The 15,748-nt window shown below is 42.2% G+C and carries 15 protein-coding genes; 5 read left to right on the forward strand and 10 right to left on the reverse strand.

Annotated elements, in window-relative coordinates; genetic code table 11:
* The first annotated feature begins 192 nt into the window (after positions 1–192).
* Positions 193–624 carry a putative toxin-antitoxin system toxin component, PIN family gene (locus CRENPOLYSF2_RS08355; protein ID WP_087143499.1) on the forward strand — a complete coding sequence of 144 codons (432 nt, stop codon included), beginning with the start codon at positions 193–195 and terminating at the stop codon, positions 622–624.
* Between the two features lie 5 nt (positions 625–629).
* Here CRENPOLYSF2_RS08355 and CRENPOLYSF2_RS08360 read toward each other — a convergent pair whose 3' ends face one another.
* The 8 genes from CRENPOLYSF2_RS08360 to CRENPOLYSF2_RS08395 form a co-directional block, all read right to left on the reverse strand.
* Complete coding sequence (locus tag CRENPOLYSF2_RS08360; protein WP_087143500.1) at positions 630–2,042, reverse strand: vanadium-dependent haloperoxidase; 1,413 nt, start codon at positions 2,040–2,042, stop codon at positions 630–632.
* 744 nt (positions 2,043–2,786) lie between these two features.
* Positions 2,787–3,569 carry a Fe-Mn family superoxide dismutase gene (locus tag CRENPOLYSF2_RS08365; protein WP_087143501.1) on the reverse strand — a complete coding sequence of 261 codons (783 nt, stop codon included), beginning with the start codon at positions 3,567–3,569 and terminating at the stop codon, positions 2,787–2,789.
* A 263-nt stretch (positions 3,570–3,832) separates the two neighbouring features.
* Entirely contained in the window at positions 3,833–4,729 is an 897-nt protein-coding gene (locus CRENPOLYSF2_RS08370; protein WP_087143502.1) for a hypothetical protein, read from the reverse strand.
* 26 nt (positions 4,730–4,755) lie between these two features.
* Complete coding sequence (locus tag CRENPOLYSF2_RS08375) at positions 4,756–6,681, reverse strand: protein-disulfide reductase DsbD family protein (protein WP_087143503.1); 1,926 nt, start codon at positions 6,679–6,681, stop codon at positions 4,756–4,758.
* Positions 6,682–6,734: 53 nt separating this feature from the next.
* Positions 6,735–7,973 (reverse strand): DUF3570 domain-containing protein, encoded by a 1,239-nt coding sequence (locus CRENPOLYSF2_RS08380; protein ID WP_087143504.1) that lies wholly within the window; start codon positions 7,971–7,973, stop codon positions 6,735–6,737.
* Between the two features lie 56 nt (positions 7,974–8,029).
* Positions 8,030–8,242, reverse strand: a complete 213-nt coding sequence (locus CRENPOLYSF2_RS08385; RefSeq protein WP_087143505.1) for a DUF4266 domain-containing protein — start codon at positions 8,240–8,242, stop codon at positions 8,030–8,032.
* 9 nt (positions 8,243–8,251) lie between these two features.
* A complete protein-coding gene (locus CRENPOLYSF2_RS08390) occupies positions 8,252–8,755 on the reverse strand; it encodes a TlpA family protein disulfide reductase (protein WP_245807950.1) in 504 nt (167 codons plus the stop codon).
* 375 nt (positions 8,756–9,130) lie between these two features.
* The gene (locus CRENPOLYSF2_RS08395; protein ID WP_087143506.1) at positions 9,131–10,027 is read right to left on the reverse strand and encodes a hypothetical protein; all 897 of its coding nucleotides are present in this window, start codon (positions 10,025–10,027) and stop codon (positions 9,131–9,133) included.
* 324 nt (positions 10,028–10,351) lie between these two features.
* Between CRENPOLYSF2_RS08395 and CRENPOLYSF2_RS19025 the strand changes: the two genes are divergently transcribed.
* Positions 10,352–10,621, forward strand: a complete 270-nt coding sequence (locus CRENPOLYSF2_RS19025) for a hypothetical protein (protein WP_217884085.1) — start codon at positions 10,352–10,354, stop codon at positions 10,619–10,621.
* A gap of 584 nt (positions 10,622–11,205) precedes the next feature.
* Here the strand turns inward: CRENPOLYSF2_RS19025 and CRENPOLYSF2_RS08410 are convergent.
* Both CRENPOLYSF2_RS08410 and CRENPOLYSF2_RS08415 read right to left on the reverse strand, forming a co-directional pair.
* Entirely contained in the window at positions 11,206–11,688 is a 483-nt protein-coding gene (locus CRENPOLYSF2_RS08410; protein ID WP_087143508.1) for a hypothetical protein, read from the reverse strand.
* Positions 11,689–11,860: 172 nt separating this feature from the next.
* Positions 11,861–12,532 carry a hypothetical protein gene (locus CRENPOLYSF2_RS08415; protein ID WP_087143509.1) on the reverse strand — a complete coding sequence of 224 codons (672 nt, stop codon included), beginning with the start codon at positions 12,530–12,532 and terminating at the stop codon, positions 11,861–11,863.
* 424 nt (positions 12,533–12,956) lie between these two features.
* Here CRENPOLYSF2_RS08415 and CRENPOLYSF2_RS08425 point away from each other — a divergent pair, with 424 nt between their 5' ends.
* The 3 genes from CRENPOLYSF2_RS08425 to CRENPOLYSF2_RS08435 all read left to right on the forward strand — a co-directional run bounded on the left by CRENPOLYSF2_RS08425 (position 12,957) and on the right by CRENPOLYSF2_RS08435 (position 15,748).
* On the forward strand, positions 12,957–13,340 hold the full coding sequence (locus tag CRENPOLYSF2_RS08425; RefSeq protein ID WP_087143511.1) for a type II toxin-antitoxin system RelE/ParE family toxin: 384 nt from the start codon (positions 12,957–12,959) through the stop codon (positions 13,338–13,340).
* Positions 13,324–13,611 (forward strand): hypothetical protein, encoded by a 288-nt coding sequence (locus CRENPOLYSF2_RS08430; RefSeq protein WP_245807951.1) that lies wholly within the window; start codon positions 13,324–13,326, stop codon positions 13,609–13,611. Before CRENPOLYSF2_RS08425 ends, CRENPOLYSF2_RS08430 begins: the two co-directional genes overlap by 17 nt.
* A gap of 190 nt (positions 13,612–13,801) precedes the next feature.
* Positions 13,802–15,748 (forward strand): SpoIIE family protein phosphatase, encoded by a 1,947-nt coding sequence (locus CRENPOLYSF2_RS08435; protein ID WP_087143512.1) that lies wholly within the window; start codon positions 13,802–13,804, stop codon positions 15,746–15,748.

Genomic DNA, 15,748 nt, shown 5'->3' on the forward strand with positions numbered 1-15,748 from the left:
GAGGATGCTCGGATAAAATTGAAAAAGCTTTATCCGACACTTAAAGAGTGACTAAGTACTAGAATCTGGACGCATTATTCTTACACCCGTTAGAATTCAACAAGCCGATGCTGTCCGCGCTAAACTTGAAGCATTAGGTATTACAGAGCAAGATGTCAGTGATGCCATTAACTGGGCAAGGCAATAAGCGTCATGACTCGACGTGTGGTACTCGACACTAACTGCATTATCTCGACGTTACTGTTTTCTCAACAAAAAATAGCGTGGCTGCGCCACAGTTGGCAAAATGGCAACCTAACCCCTTTAGTCAGTAAAGCAACAGTAGGTGAGCTCATACGCGTACTCAGCTATCCTAAATTTAAACTCACACCCGCTGAGCAAACGTTACTTTTGGCTGATTTTTTACCTTATGCCGAAACGGTTATCATCAACAATGTTCCAGATGACTTACCAATAATCCGTGACACAGCCGACCAAATGTTTTTAACACTTGCCGTAGTCGGACAAGCAGAAATCTTAGTAACCGGTGATACCGATATTCTCGACATCCAATCCAGCTTTTACACACCGCCGATTATGACATTAGCTGAGTTTGAAAACTGGCTGGAATCTTCCCATAAATAACACAGTTATTTTTTAATACCAAAATATTTCAGTGACTTAACCCACGCTTGACGTGCAACCAAACGGCCGATTTTTCGACTTTGAAGATCGCCATCAACAAAATGAATGCCGCCATAAAGCCTTGACATGCCTGCCTCAGCCGCTGCCTCGCTAAACGTTGGCCAATACAGCATAACATCTTGTGCCGGCACGACACCCGGCTCGACACGCGACCAGCCGCCAGCAATAACAACACTGTTACCAAAATAATCACTGCCCGTAAACAATCTTAACGTTTCTGCACCTGCGCTGCTAAAAATACTGTGCCCGGAACCATACTCTGGAAAAGGCGGCGTTGGAAATGTGGAAACCTGATAAGGCTGCCAATCTGCCCCATCGACAGCGCCATTCCAAGAATCCACAATTTGGCCTTTATACAGAAAATGAATGGCTGTTATTGGCCGCGCACAATCGTAAAAACGTTTGCCATCCCACGAAGCAATGCTGGCATCAAAAATGGCATTGGTAATGGCAAAAAACAGCTTCACGTCTTTGTCCAGCGTGTGATGGTCGCGCTCGGAAACGAATTGCGCGAACAAATCCCAATGCCCCGGTGGTAATTCCGATTTGGGGCCGTCTGCCCAATATTCAGCAATGACTTTTTTTTCATCAGTCAAATGCGCGGTGTATTCCAGAATTTGTTTAGCTTGTTCTTTGTAACGACGAGGACTTGTTTTGTAACTCGCCGGCATTAACATTGTGCCACGAAATTGCTTACCGGATGTTAAGGCATAAGGCTTAACCTTACCCCAGTGCGGGGTAACAAATTTTTGCACTTTGCCATTCACGAGCAGTGGCTGCCAATGGTCGGGATCGATTATTTTGGTCGGTGTATTAACAGGTTTGTAACCGGTATAGTCACTGTAAGGCGTAGGATGTAAATCGCCCAATTGATTAGAGCCATCGTGATGACGAAAACTTAATACCGCAGCAGCAACCGTTTTACCTATATTGATCGGATCAGTTTTAGCGGTTGGCTTATCGCTGGGGACATAACCCAAACTCTTTAGTAAGTTATTAAAGCTGGATTTTTGTGTAGGGAATAAATCAGTTAGACAAATACTTGCAGCAAAACTAATCGCCTTGGCTTTATTGGCAAGCGTTCGTTCGGCTAATGGACGACGTAAACGACCGCCAAAACGTGTACCAATCGCCTTGGCATCATAAGCTGCCCACGCATCGAACATACACGTATGTGTTATGGCCAGTGCTCTAGCAACTATCGGCGGTCCTGGTTTGGTGCTACGAATGGCTTGCAACGCTGCGTCATTCCAACGGGTTACCGTTGTTTCTGCTAAGGCCAATTCGGATTGAGCCAAAACCATCAGTCCTATCAACACATTGGATAACAAAACACGTTTTAATACGGTGATACGCATAAATTATCCTCATTAAATTTTAATTATTTTTATAACGCTCTAATTTTATTAGAATTAATATACTAATGATTGATAAAATCTAATACCAATAGGCAACCACCTGAAACCATCTACAGCGTTTTTAACTTAGGACAGTTACAGCCACCGTTCGTGCTGAGCTTGTCGAAGCATGAACGGCACACTTCGACAAGCTCAGTGCGAACGGTTACGCTGTAACTATTGAACTGTGAAAACGCTGTAAATGCTGTAAAAGCAACAACTATAATCAATAGCAACTACAATGCCAATGTTATAACTAATTGATATTTAAATGATTAGTAAATATGTGCTGGCGTACCGTATAGAATAGCGCGTGATATGACACAGTTAACTACGCCATATCACACACTGCTACTGACTAAAAGTAACTTACGATTGATTTTAAACAACAAAAATTTAAATTACCCACGATAAAAATTGATGAACTGCGTCATATCACACAGTTTAGTGGCACTAAAATTAGCGTTGAGGATAAGCGTGATAAGCACCAGAAGATACTTAGGAACGTGCATGAAATAACTTGAACAACTTAAACGCCACAACGCCACCACCGTTCGTGCTGAGCCTGTCGAAGCATGAACTTGCTCAAGTTATTTCGTGCGCGTTCCTTAGGAGGAAACAGAGACATGATTGGCGCACTGACCTAAAAAGGGACACAATCCAAAAGACCGTGTCCCACCATTTTATGTTGCAACGCAGCCTCTACTAATACTTTCTTTTGATATTTTGCGCGGCAAAATCCCAGTTAATCAGATTATCTAAAACACCGTTCAGATAATTAATGCGCACGTTCTGATAATCCAGATAATAGGCATGTTCCCAAACATCAATGACACACAAAGGTCTTAAGCCATCGGTAAACGGCACGTCAGCATTGCTGGTGGTTAAAATTTCAAGCTTACCTTTTTTATTGATAATCACCCACGCCCAGCCACTGCCAAAAAGCCCCTTAGCAGCATCAAAATATTTTTGTTTAAAGCCAGGATTAATCCACACACCTTTGTCATCTTTGGCAGGATCAGAAAAATGCCCAAAATCACGCTTGATTAACTTAAGTAACTGACCTGTCGGCAATACTTTGTCACCAGCACCGGGTTTTAAGCTATTCCAGTAAAACGTATGATTCCAGGTTTGTGCGGCATTATTAAAAATCATTTTATCCAGCAAGCGCTTGCCTGCCGTGGCTTTAATGATTTTTTCCAGCGACATTCCTACGTATTTAGTCCCTGCTATAAAATTATTAAGATTAGTGATGTAACCGGCATGATGCTTACCGTAATGAAAACCCACCGTCTTAGCGCTGATGACTGGCTCTAAAGCTGTTTCCAAATAAGGTAATGGCGGTAAAACTATTGTTGTTGCCGACGGTGTCACTGATGTTGCCAGCGCCTCGCCGCCTAATCCTGCTAAGGTGGCAGCGGTAACAGCGGTTATTGCACCACTAACGCGTAAAAAATCTCTACGATTGATCGAATGACCTAAACTCATAACATTATCCTTACTATTTAGTTAAAAAATATTACAAAATTATCTTTAAATCCTTGTGATATTACTGTAATTGTAAACCAAACTCAACTGCTCACTTTTATGGGGTTTTAAATTTTAAATAGGGCTTATGTGATCTCCAAGAAAGAATGCCCTTAATATAAAACCAAGGATGTTCACGAAAAGGTCGAGAAAGCTTTATATTTCTGGCTTTTCGTATTTTTCATGGACAATTTTCTTGGTCTGTTTATTATTTTAAAATCAAGTTATTGCACACATACTTTAGGGTGCAATTTAACCGAACTGCTGGCATTTAAACCTTCGTATTCCAGCTTAATAATACACGGCACGTTGCTTGCCTTAAGGGGCACAGATTTTTTCCAGCTGCCACTTGCGTCCACCGTTAAATTTAACGCCGACCCCACAATTGCACCGCTGTTAGTTCGCATATTTAAATCAAGCGACTTTAGCGCAGCATTACGTTGTGCGGTCGTTAAACCGCTTTTAAAAATGACAGAGCCGGTAAGATTAAGATGATTGTTATCCCACTGCGCTCGCTGTACTTTAAATTGGCTAATATTCGTAACCTGTTTTTGGCGTTTTGGCCACACGGTGATAGTTGTCGTCACTGTGTTTGATAATAACTTGCGTCCCGCACCTTTTTCTTGTGCAGTAAAATTAACGGTGTAGGTTTTATTAGCGTGGGCAGCCGTCGGTTGCCACTTAAAGTTAACAACAGGTAAGTTACTTTGCGCATCACTCAATTCTTGCGATATAACGGCTCCCTTAACCGGCAGTCCGTTGGTCGGTGTAGCCACATTAATCGCAAAAATATCGTATTCTGCATCAGAGACCAAAAGTGGAATTACCAACGGTAAACCGCCTACCGTAACATCCCAATGCTCATTGACGGGTAGTAAAACCGGCTTGGTATCACCAACCTTAACAGGTGTTGGGTGTAAAAACTCTTTAAGCCCTGGCAATCCACCTTTAGCCGCGTCAAGAATACCGGGCTTAAAGCCTTCGCCTTCTACCGTCAAATGGCAATCTGTACACCCCGATGCGCCTGTTGGCGCAACATATTCAGGAAATGCTAACGCAGTTGTCATAAACCCCATCGTGCTGGATAACAACGCGGCGACACTCAATTTTTTTGTATTCATGAAGCACTTCTCTCTCATAAGTAAGTTTAAACCGCACCACTGTCTAACACTGACACCATCTTCTCAGTCGCTTTGTAATCAGTCCCTGACCAAGTGACTTTGCCATCTGGACTTAAAATAGCAAAATACGGCAAGCCTACTTTCAGTGGGCGATGATTAGGATCGCTACGGAATTTCTCAAAATCCGGTTCTTTATCAATTAACTTGACCGCAATGGCTTTTTCGCGCAAGGCTTTATTTAAGCTATCATTACTGGCGGCTTCTTCTTTAAAGGCGGTACAGTTAGCGCACCAGCTGGCGTAAAAATCAATGAAGATCGGTTTACCGGTTTTTTGCGCTACTTTTTGCGCCTCAGCAAAATTTCTATACCACGTAATACCGGCTTCTTCGTGTACTGCACCTTTACCGCCTGCTACAGCTACAACCTGTGCGCCATTGCTGGCTAATAATTCCGCTTGTACAGCCGCCATAAAAGGCAAATTCCCCATGCCAGATACTACCAGCCAACCACCAATCAACAAACTGACCACACCGCAATAATGGTGCATTTTTTCATTCGGCATAGCGTCACGCGGCAACAAGCTCAAAACATGGCAATGCACCACAGCAATCCAAATAGCCACCATGCCAATCGCTAACGAGGCAGTGACAGAAGGGCTAACACCCAACACCCCCATGCCTTTGGCAAAATAAACATAGGCAAAATATAAAATTGCAAAACCAAACGCATATTTTACGTTATTCATCCAGTAGCCGGCTTTAGGCAATTTTTTAAATTTAACCACGCTAATAATAAAAAACGGCAGGGCGACACCTAAACCAAAGCCACCCATCATTAAACCACCTTGGCCTGCTACGGCAAATTTATCCCAAAACCCCATCGCTTGATTAGCCAAGGCCATCGCATCGGATTTAGCCGCAATGTTGTCTGCCACTTGCAATAAAAGTGCAAAAACAATCGGCCCTACGCACGGCGAAATCACCAAGCCAGCCACCGTACCCATTAACCACGTACCACCCAAACCATTAACACGCGTGGTTTTTTGATCCAAACCATGCACTTCGTTTTGCATAAAGCTAAGTTCGTAAAAGCCTAATAACGCAATCGCAAAAAAGGCAAAAAATACAGCAAACACTAAATTAACAGTCGCCGATTGCATAAAGGTATTAAAGGCTCCGCCGGTCATCCCTGCTAATAACCCCAGCATCACGTAAGTGCCCACCATACCCACCATATACGCACCGGCATGTTGCTTTTCTTTGTCTTTGTTGCCATTCGCACGGTTAACAATAAACATAGACGTAATGGGCAACATAGGGTAAACACACGGGGTTGCTACCGATAACAAACCCGCCATCAGCATTAAACCAAACATGATAATGGCGTTATCTTTGTTGTCTTTAAACAGTGATAGTAATTTATCCGTGAAACTCAGTGAGGCTTCATCGGTATTATTAATAGCGGTTTTTGCTAGCGCGCCGCCAACCGGCAAGGGTATTTCGGCTTGGGTGTGTTGCGGACGAAAACACACATGGGTCACGTCGTTACACAGCTGGTAATCAATCGCCACGCCTGTATTAGCGGCTGTCGCCACTTTACCGGTTTGCGCCAGGGTGACGATAAAATCACCTTGGTCACGCAACACATTGGCTTTCACTTCATCATCCTTAACACCGAGCGGTTTTTCTAGTTTGCTAATTGCTATGCCTGCACTGGCTAATTTAGCATCCGTATCAAACGCCACCGGAATATAGATATTTTCCGCACCGGCATCCAAATACGCATGATGGTCTTTAGGGACGGTTAGGGTAATTTTGTATTGTGTTGGCCATGTGTTCGCATTAATAGCGGTAACACCCACCTGTACTTTAGGTGCTTGTGCAAACGCCATGTCTATCCACAGCAAGGCCAGTAAAAAAATTAAAATAATGGGTAAATTATTTTTTAGCATGGTGCAATCCTCAGGGTAAAACTTTTTAAACACGCTACTGTGTTGCTGCGTATTTAAAACCGCATGTTAAATGAGCCGGTAATCAAGAAATAATTAAAATCAGCAAAATTACTCGCGCTATTACCCCCTAATTGCAAACCAGCACTGTGATTGTAATATTCGCCGCCTACTTGAAACTTTAAATGTGACAGCGGTTTTAATTCGGTAAATTCTTTACTGACATGAATACCCGCCGTTACCGCACCAAAACCCGCTAACCGGTAATCACTGGAATAAACGCCTTTTTGTAAGGCATTGCCATCGCCTACCACGGTATAAAAATCAGCTTGATCTTGTGAATAATAACGCACGCGTGGAATAATTTGCCAGCCATCCCCCACCGGCTGATGCCAACTGGCCTCGGCAGTGTGAGCATTAACCCCCCAGCTGTCGGTACTAAACCGATAATCAATGTGCAGCGCCGCATCATTCAATTCGCCAAAATGCCGTATATATTGGGTAAGCCAGGCAAATTGAAATTTCTCGCGCGGGCGAGTATCGCGTCTAAAATCGAATGACCCATCGTCAAATGAAAAGTAAACCAATTTGTACGGATCAGACAGATAACCGGTGTTATAACCGAACGTGACATTGCTCAGTATCAAACTGTCTTTGTTAATAATTTGAGAAACCCCCAGCAAATATTGCTGACTGGTTTTACTGCCTCTCAGTGTTGGACGATTGGTGGGGTCAATTTCATCAAATGCCAGTGATACACCAAAGTTAGCAGTGGTCAGTTTTTTATTGAAGTCTTTGCTGATGGTTGTGCCCACATAGCGCGAGGTGTAATCATTTTCTCTGGAAAAACCACCGTTTAAATTAATTGAACCGCTGTCAAAAAAATACGTTAACGACGGACTGATGCCATCACGGCTATCGCAAATCGATTTACCGCATTGGCTATTAACAGGCGATGCGCCACTCACCAGCGCACCACTGACATTTTGACCGCTCAGCACTTGCCGCACGTTACCTTTGCTGTCGTAATCGTTATAACGCGGTGACGCACCCGCCACAATATCTTTAACCAGCGCGACCGATGCGGTCATAGATCGACCTATGGGAGCCGACAACGCCCCTTCGTAGGTATTGACATCAATCCGCGAGCTACTTTCAGAATAATGTCCGTATTGAAAATCCGCGTTATAGCTTTCTTCAGTACGTCCTGCTACCGCTGTTTGCATTAAGCCCGGCAATGCCAGCGCAGCAATGCTTAAACACGCCACAAAATTAGATTTTTCCTGATTACTCACACACAACCCCAACGATAAAAGCACCCTCAAACCCACACATAAACACACCGTTATTGTTAATTACAACCACAACCACCCCCGCCGCCACCATAACCACCCGCCGCCGCTTCTTTACTGAATGCCGTATGTTGTCTAAAGCCAAATTCTAAAGGATCAGGCGTAAAAGCCATTTGCGGCAGTGCCAATGCGCCGCGCTGTCTGGGCATCACTTCCGTACAACCGGTGAGTGTTAGCACAGCAATACATAATAATCCGTAATATGCTTTCATAAATGACTCTTATTTCGCCAACAGTTCTGACACTTTTTTCTCTAACTCATCAATATCGGTGGCGGTAAAGCCGTGGTGTATGTGCTGTACCACACCTTTTTTGTCGATAATAAAAGAGGTGGGCATGGATTCGACCACATATTGATCCGCCCATTCGCCTTTGCTATCGTGTAATACCGTAAAACCCACCGGAATTTCTTGAATAAACTTTTCGGCTTTGGCTTTATCTTCATCCAAATTAACCGCGATGACTTCAAAGCCTTGCGCCTTTAATTTTTCGTGTAGTTTATTTAATAGCGGAAAAGACGTGCGACACGGCGCACACCAAGAGGCCCAAAAATCCAAATAAATGACCTTGCCCAGCTTTTCTTTTAATGCTGTAGGTTGGCCTTGTTGCAAAGTGGGTAAGGTAAATTGCGGCGCTGATTGGCCTATTTCGGTCGCATCAGCAGAGGTAGTGATTGCCAGCATAGCCAAAGCCAGCAAAGGCATTTTTTTAGTTTTTAGTTTCATAATCACTCTTCCAGTGTATCGATGTAAGCTTAAACGCACTTTAAGGCGCGTTATTAAATTAAAACAGTATGTTAAAAAGATCGGGCTACTCAATAGCCGCATTGCGCGGCTGTGTCCTCACCCCTGAGTTATGTAACCCGATTGAATGGCAAATTACGTTAAGAAACATCATTGACTTTAGTCTTTGATGTTGTAAGGGCATCCATGCACTCAAAGAATGCTGAGTCACTTAGGAACGCGCACGAAATAACTTGAGCAAGTTCATGCTTCGACAGGCTCAGCACGAACGGTGGTGGCGTTTAAGTTGTTCAAGTTATTTCATGCACGTTCCTTAGCATTCTTTAAGCAGGGCGATAACTCCCTGCTTTTTCCAAATTAGCCGTGTGCAAATGAATGTTTGACGCGTTTACCGGGATAGCCCGTCGCTTTCAAATATTTATTAATTTGCATTACAGAAGGACTAACAATCACATCTAAACGTTTGGTCACATTTTTTGCACAAGAAGCTGGATAAGGGTTGCCAACTTCATTTCTAATAATTTTAAAGCTAGGGGCAAAATCGTTAACCCCTTTCAAGTTAGGATGCGCAGAAAACGAGGTATAGTCTTTTTTACCGCAAATTTGCCATACGGGCACATACACGGTTGCACTTTGTACACAGCCTCTCAATCTCGCTGTTGTCGCACGGAACTTCAGATCAGTGTAAAACTCATCCGTTAAATTAAAACCATGCCAGTGCAAGGCACTCACAGAATCGGTTTGCTCACGGCCATGATGCGAAAAACCACCAATTTTTTCCCAGTACGATTTGGTTTTGGCACCAATTTCGTTGGTTGAAACACGTAAATTCACTACCGGCCCCGTATCATATTCAATAACTTTTCCAGTTACCGCATCGGTACGTTTTGAAAAAAATACATTTTCCATAATGGCCGCTTTCATAATCCCTTTACCAGCGGCATCCAGCTTAGGTTTGCCTGCTGCATCCAATACCGGTGTAATAGTATCAAATTTTGCTTCTGGCGCACTGGGGGTAACCAGTAACAAGCTGGTTGTGTTGGCTGCCTTATAAGGTAGGTATTCACAACCGTGCGCCACATACAAATTAAACTCATGTGATGCCCCTTCAACAAATTCTTTTACCGTAGCGCCAGCCGCATTTAACTTGTTAGGATCAGGACGCTCAAAACCGACAGCCCCAGCATTTTCAGCAACTAACAATGCGCTGGCGGCGATAGCTGTAGACAGCAGTACAGTGGTTATTTTCTTCATCTAATAGCTCCATAAGTGTATATTTAATAACTTTTAGCCGCAGTTAATGCACACAATGTGCAGTAAGTATAAAGCACTAACCATGCCAAAATAAAATACATTACAAATCAATGCGATAAAAATAGCCGCTTTTTAAACTGTGTTATATGACCTATTTTTTGATTTTTTGTGTGTCATATCACACAAAATTACCCTGTGCCAATACAGCCTATTTAAACTTTAAGACCTGTATGCCCGCACTGTAAGCATGACGCACTTCGGAATTATGGCTACCCGCTTAGACGGGACACAATAAAAAGTCGTTCGTGGTGAGTTTGTTAAACCATGAACCACAAGCCCTTCGACAAGCTCAGATATAAGGGCGAACGGATGCCCAACCTTAAGCGGGTAGCCATCGATCCTGGTTTTGGTGATAAAACCACAACGGGGGAATTGGCACTGGGTGTGACAGAACGCTATTTAGCGAATGTGCGCTTATTTGGTAAAGAGAGTGTTATGACCAATGTCGGTATTTTGCATGAATCAGGACACTGGATTATTGCAATGGATTGCCTACCGACACGGACGACAGTGTTGGATTATGGTTCGCGTTAGGCGATTGAACCGAGCTTTTCTGATTTAAAGGCGGTGGCTTTGAACTGGAGGATTCGCAATTGAAACATGCAGATCGCTTGGAACGGTTGATATTGATTATGGTATTAGCGATGCATTGGTGTGTTCGCATTGGTCAGGACAATGCTTTTTATTACCCCAACGCCCCTGAAAAAAACGAAAAAACAAAGCGACCCACAGCACTGGAGTTTCAGAAAACTTAGCCGCAGTAGGGTTTCTTGGTTCACCCGTGGGCTGCGATATCTGAAACAATGTTTACAAAATAATCTGCCGCTACCAAAGTTCTTGGTTGTTTTGAGAAACTGATAAGTGGTGAGCTATCTTGAGTAACTGTACAACCCTGCCAGGTTTTAAAAACTTGGCAGGGTTGGGTAATTACGTTTTACTGTGGTGTGTTAATGTGAACGGTTAAGTCCACGGGCTGGATTTAGACCGCCGCTTTCACGCATCTTATCTAAATCTGAAACGTGGTATATAGCAGTACTTTTTCTGGCTTTCAATTTGTTAAACTCCTGCAATTCACCTTACTCTAGCCATTTGGCGAAGGTATTGATTACAAGATAACGTTAGTTTATGAAAGCTAATGAGAAAGAACAGGACGAGCTGATGCCTTGGTTAATAGCACATTTCCCTGATATTACTTCGCCAGCCCTTGCGTAAATAGACGCTGTTGCTACGGCTGATCCACATTCATTTGCAAGATTCATAGCATCAGCAACCACATTTTTATTGAGATTAACGAAAGCGCTTACATAGTTTCTTGAGCCACTAATACACGTTTTTACAGTTGTTGTTGCAATGTAATTGCCAGAAATAGGTACGATAATGTCACTATTACTTGGAGAAACTGATAGTAAGGTATTAGAGACTACAGAAGCAACTTTAAATGAAGAGGCCGTGGTATTAGTAAAGTTACCTGATGATTTTATAGTCAGAACTCCCTGAGGTATTGGTTCATCAGGGGGTGGTGCTGCTTGTGCATATATTGGAGTCAAAACAACAGCTTGTAAAAAAACGGTATGACAAAGTATTTTTAATGCATAGTTCATTTATTTTCCTTGGTAAGTAATGGTTATTTATTTTTGTTGAATGAGTGGCTCTCAGAAGAGAAGCATCTGAGAACGCCAAAATAACAAGCTGTCCGGCTGATTAGCAGCATCAGTGGGTATCCAAGCCAGTCCCGTTGATTTTACCGTTAGGTTGCTAAGTCATGCGCCGCTACTAAATTGGTGTAGAACAGGTATACGACAGTTCCGCCTTTACTACTGCTGAATCTTCAACTACACAAAAACTAAAACGATTTGTGTTATTCATAGCATCAAGTCCTGACTGAGGAATGGTATAACTTAATATTGGACTATCTATTGAGCCACTAACAGGTATTGGAATTCCAGCTGAATTAGCGAGAGGAAGTGGTGTATTAAGCCATGGTATATTATCAACTAAGGGTCCAGTTGCATGTGCGCCTGAAAAGTCATATATAAAACCACCTATACTTGCTTGAGAGACGGTATCTCCAGCATCTAAACGATCGAACCCACTGGAATCTGTGAACCACCTCCATACAGCGCCAGCATCCTTTGTTCGTAATGTAAGACTAAGTTGTGCTTTAATAATTTTATCGCATGTTTGATTTATTGGAGTTGCTTTTTTCTTTAGACTGGCAAACGTTTCAAAAAAAGATTTATTTGCTGTTAGGTCATTATATGCAGCTCTTAGTGGTGTAGTCTTGTGGCAGTTACCAACGAAATCGGCAGCTACAGGACGTGCAGTTGCAGCAATTCCTTTAGTTATAGCTAAAGTAATGAATGAGCCAGGAGGGGAAGCTTGGGCACTTGTTGCATAAAAAATAAAAGTTAATGTAGATAATGCTGTTTTTGAAATAATGCTCATAATTACTTTCGATTGTAGAATGTTGATGTAAAAAATGACATTTATTTAAATAAATTAATCATTTGCTTGTAAAAATTTACAGGCAGGTAAAGTGTGACAGGTATAAAATAATTTACAACGTGAATAGTTCACACGGTTTATGGCGTAAAACATGCTTATAATTAACCCAAAAACCAGAGATACTGTTTTTTTAAAAATAATATGTTGTTTGCAATTAATAAGGTATAGCGTGTGTTTTATAAAAAACACGCTGAGTTGCATTAAAATATGACATCAATCGCGAGATAATATAATACTGAAAATAGTTTGCGGAAAAGCAAACTGCGGTAATTGGATTTTGTTTGAGAGGTATTAACAGCGTGTAACTTACGTTATTGGATAACAGTTAATTTACAGTCACAGATTATTTTGAAACAATATTACGATGGGAAAAATATTTAAAACACAACATTTTACCCGCTGGATGCAAAAAACCAACCTAACCGATGAACTACTTTGTATTGCTATTTGTGAAATGGCGCGTGGTTTAATAGATGCTGATTTAGGTGGTGGTGTTGTTAAAAAACGGATTGCCTTACCAGGACGTGGTAAGCGATCAAGTGCCCGAACGCTGATAGCAACCAATAAAAAAGATCGATGGTTTTTTGTGTTCGGTTTTGAAAAAAATGAACGCTCAAATATCAGTCGTGCAGAGTTAAAAGCTTTGCAACAACTTGCTACTGATTTGTTAAACCTTACTAGCCAAGAAATCAACGTAGCCTTAAAAAACAATTCCCTCGAGGAAATTTGCCATGACAACCCAAACTAAAAAAAGTAGTCGTTTGTTGGAAGCTGTTTATAAAACCGCTAATGATTTTCATAACAGTGGTGTATTCAATCAAGAGAAAATGCAAAAATATAATGAATTATGTTTATCGCCCGTTATTATTGCTAATAAAATGCCTATTTATTTAGACAGCGACATTATTGAATACTTTAATGAAAAATGTCTTACCAAACAAGAAAGCTTGCAGACATTAGTTAATGATCTGTTACGCCAAGATATTGAGATTGCAAAACGGGTAGCTTTTGTAAGATAAATATATTAAAAATCGTTAATGCTTATGGCTGATAGTGTTTTTGTTTAGCGCTATCAAACCTTGTTTGAGGTATACGTTCGGGAGTCATATAAGAAACATCGAGTTTGCTGAGGATTTTCTGAAATAATGATGTAAAACATGGCTATGAGGGCTATCATTTCCCTATCCGCAATAAAGACAAAACGCCGCTATGAATCATCTTATCGACCAACTCAACTTTACTATGATTCAGATTGGAAGTTATCATTCTGATTTATTGACCAATGCATTTATACAGCATATCAATCGTGCTGCTGAAAATCTGCTGGGTTATTCTTCGGAAATGCTCATTAACCAACCGTTAGCACGCATCTTTACACCCAACCCCGATACTGTTGGAGCACTGCTTGATACGGGTATTATGCCAGCTGATTTTTGTATCAAGGGTGAACTCATCACCCAAGATCAACGACGACTGCCGGTAATCTGTTCGACTTCGCCATTGTCTGGGCAACAAGGGCATAACACCAACACCGTTTTATTAATGTTACCGATTAATCCGGATAATATTCTGTTAAGCACGCTGCAAACGGATGACGCTGAGCCTAAAGACTGTATTGCCATTGAATCTGCCTTGGCAGAAAGTGAGCAACGCTTTCGGCAAATGGCCGAAATGACGGGTGAATGGCTATGGGAACAAGATCCTAATGGTTATTATCTGTACAGCAGTAACGCCGTGCAGCAAATTTTAGGCTACCCTCCAGCAGACATCATCGGCAGGCATTACACCGAGTTTTTAACACCCCAGGACAAAGCCAACCAGCAAATTTTTTCGGCAAGCAACCGCGCTTTTTATGCGTTGATTAATCACTACCAGCATAAAAATGGCCAGTCGGTATTAACCGAATCCACCGGCTTGCCGATTATCAATGCACAAGGAAAACTGCTGAAATGGCGCGGGGTTGATCGGGATATTACCGCTCGCATGCATTTTGAGAATGAATTGATAGAATCTGAGCAACGCATACGGCTGATTATTGAAAGCTCAATGAATGCGATTATTCTGATGGATTCTTACGGCATAATTACCGACTGGAATCCGCGTGCCGAAATCATGTTCGATTGGACACAACAACAAGCTATTGGCCAGCGTCTGGATGATTTAATCATTCCGCCTCGGTTTCGCAATGCCCATCGACAAGGCTTACAGGTATTTTTGCAAACCGGTGTGTCGCACATATTAAATCGGCAGACTGAGCAAATTGCCATGCGCAAAGACGGCACTGAGTTTCCGGTGGAGCTGAGCGTGTCACCTTTAAAAGTCGGCAATGCGTATATCTTCAGTGGTTTTATCCACGATATTTCTGGCCGAAAAGCTGCTGAACAACAAATCCACCAGTCACAAATTAAACTGGCGATTGCCCAAAACGAAATCAGAATTGCTCAGCATATTCAAACCAGTTTATCGCCGTCAGCACCGCTTAAATCTGCCACTTTTGAAGTGATTGGTTTTTGTTTACCTGCTGACAAGGTGGGCGGCGATTATTTTGATTATTTTCTGCGTAATGAAAATCAGCTGGACATGGTGATTGCTGATGTTTCAGGGCATGCCATTGGCCCTGCACTGTTTATGGTGGAAACCCGCAGTGCGCTTAGAGCGCAGAGTAATGTGTTGGCAACGCCATCGGAAATACTGGGTGTGTTAAACACTTTTTTGTTTAATGACCTAGATCGTTCGGATTATTTTATCAGCTTGTTTTATTTACAGGTTGATACCCATAACCAGAACATAAAATTTGCTAACGCGGGACATCCACCGGCGTTGTTATTTAAGCGACTTGACAATACACTGACAGAACTGGATGCTGACGGTTTGATTTTAGGGGTTAGACAACAGCTTGTATTTGAAGAGAAAACATTAGCTCTAACACAGGGTGATACGATCTTATTTTATACCGATGGTTTAACCGAGGCGGAAAATTCCCAGCAGGAGTTTTTTGGTCTGGCGCGCGTTAAGACGGTGTTTTTGCAAAATATCCAGCAGCCGCCAGCGGTTATTATTGAGGCACTGCTGACGGCCTTGCGGCAGTTTTGCCAGCGAGAAATTTTTACTGATGATATTACGTTGATGGTTTTTAAATACTTTGCAGTAGAGTAG

The sequence above is a fragment of the Crenothrix polyspora genome (assembly GCF_900163755.1).
Taxonomy (GTDB): domain Bacteria; phylum Pseudomonadota; class Gammaproteobacteria; order Methylococcales; family Methylomonadaceae; genus Crenothrix; species Crenothrix polyspora.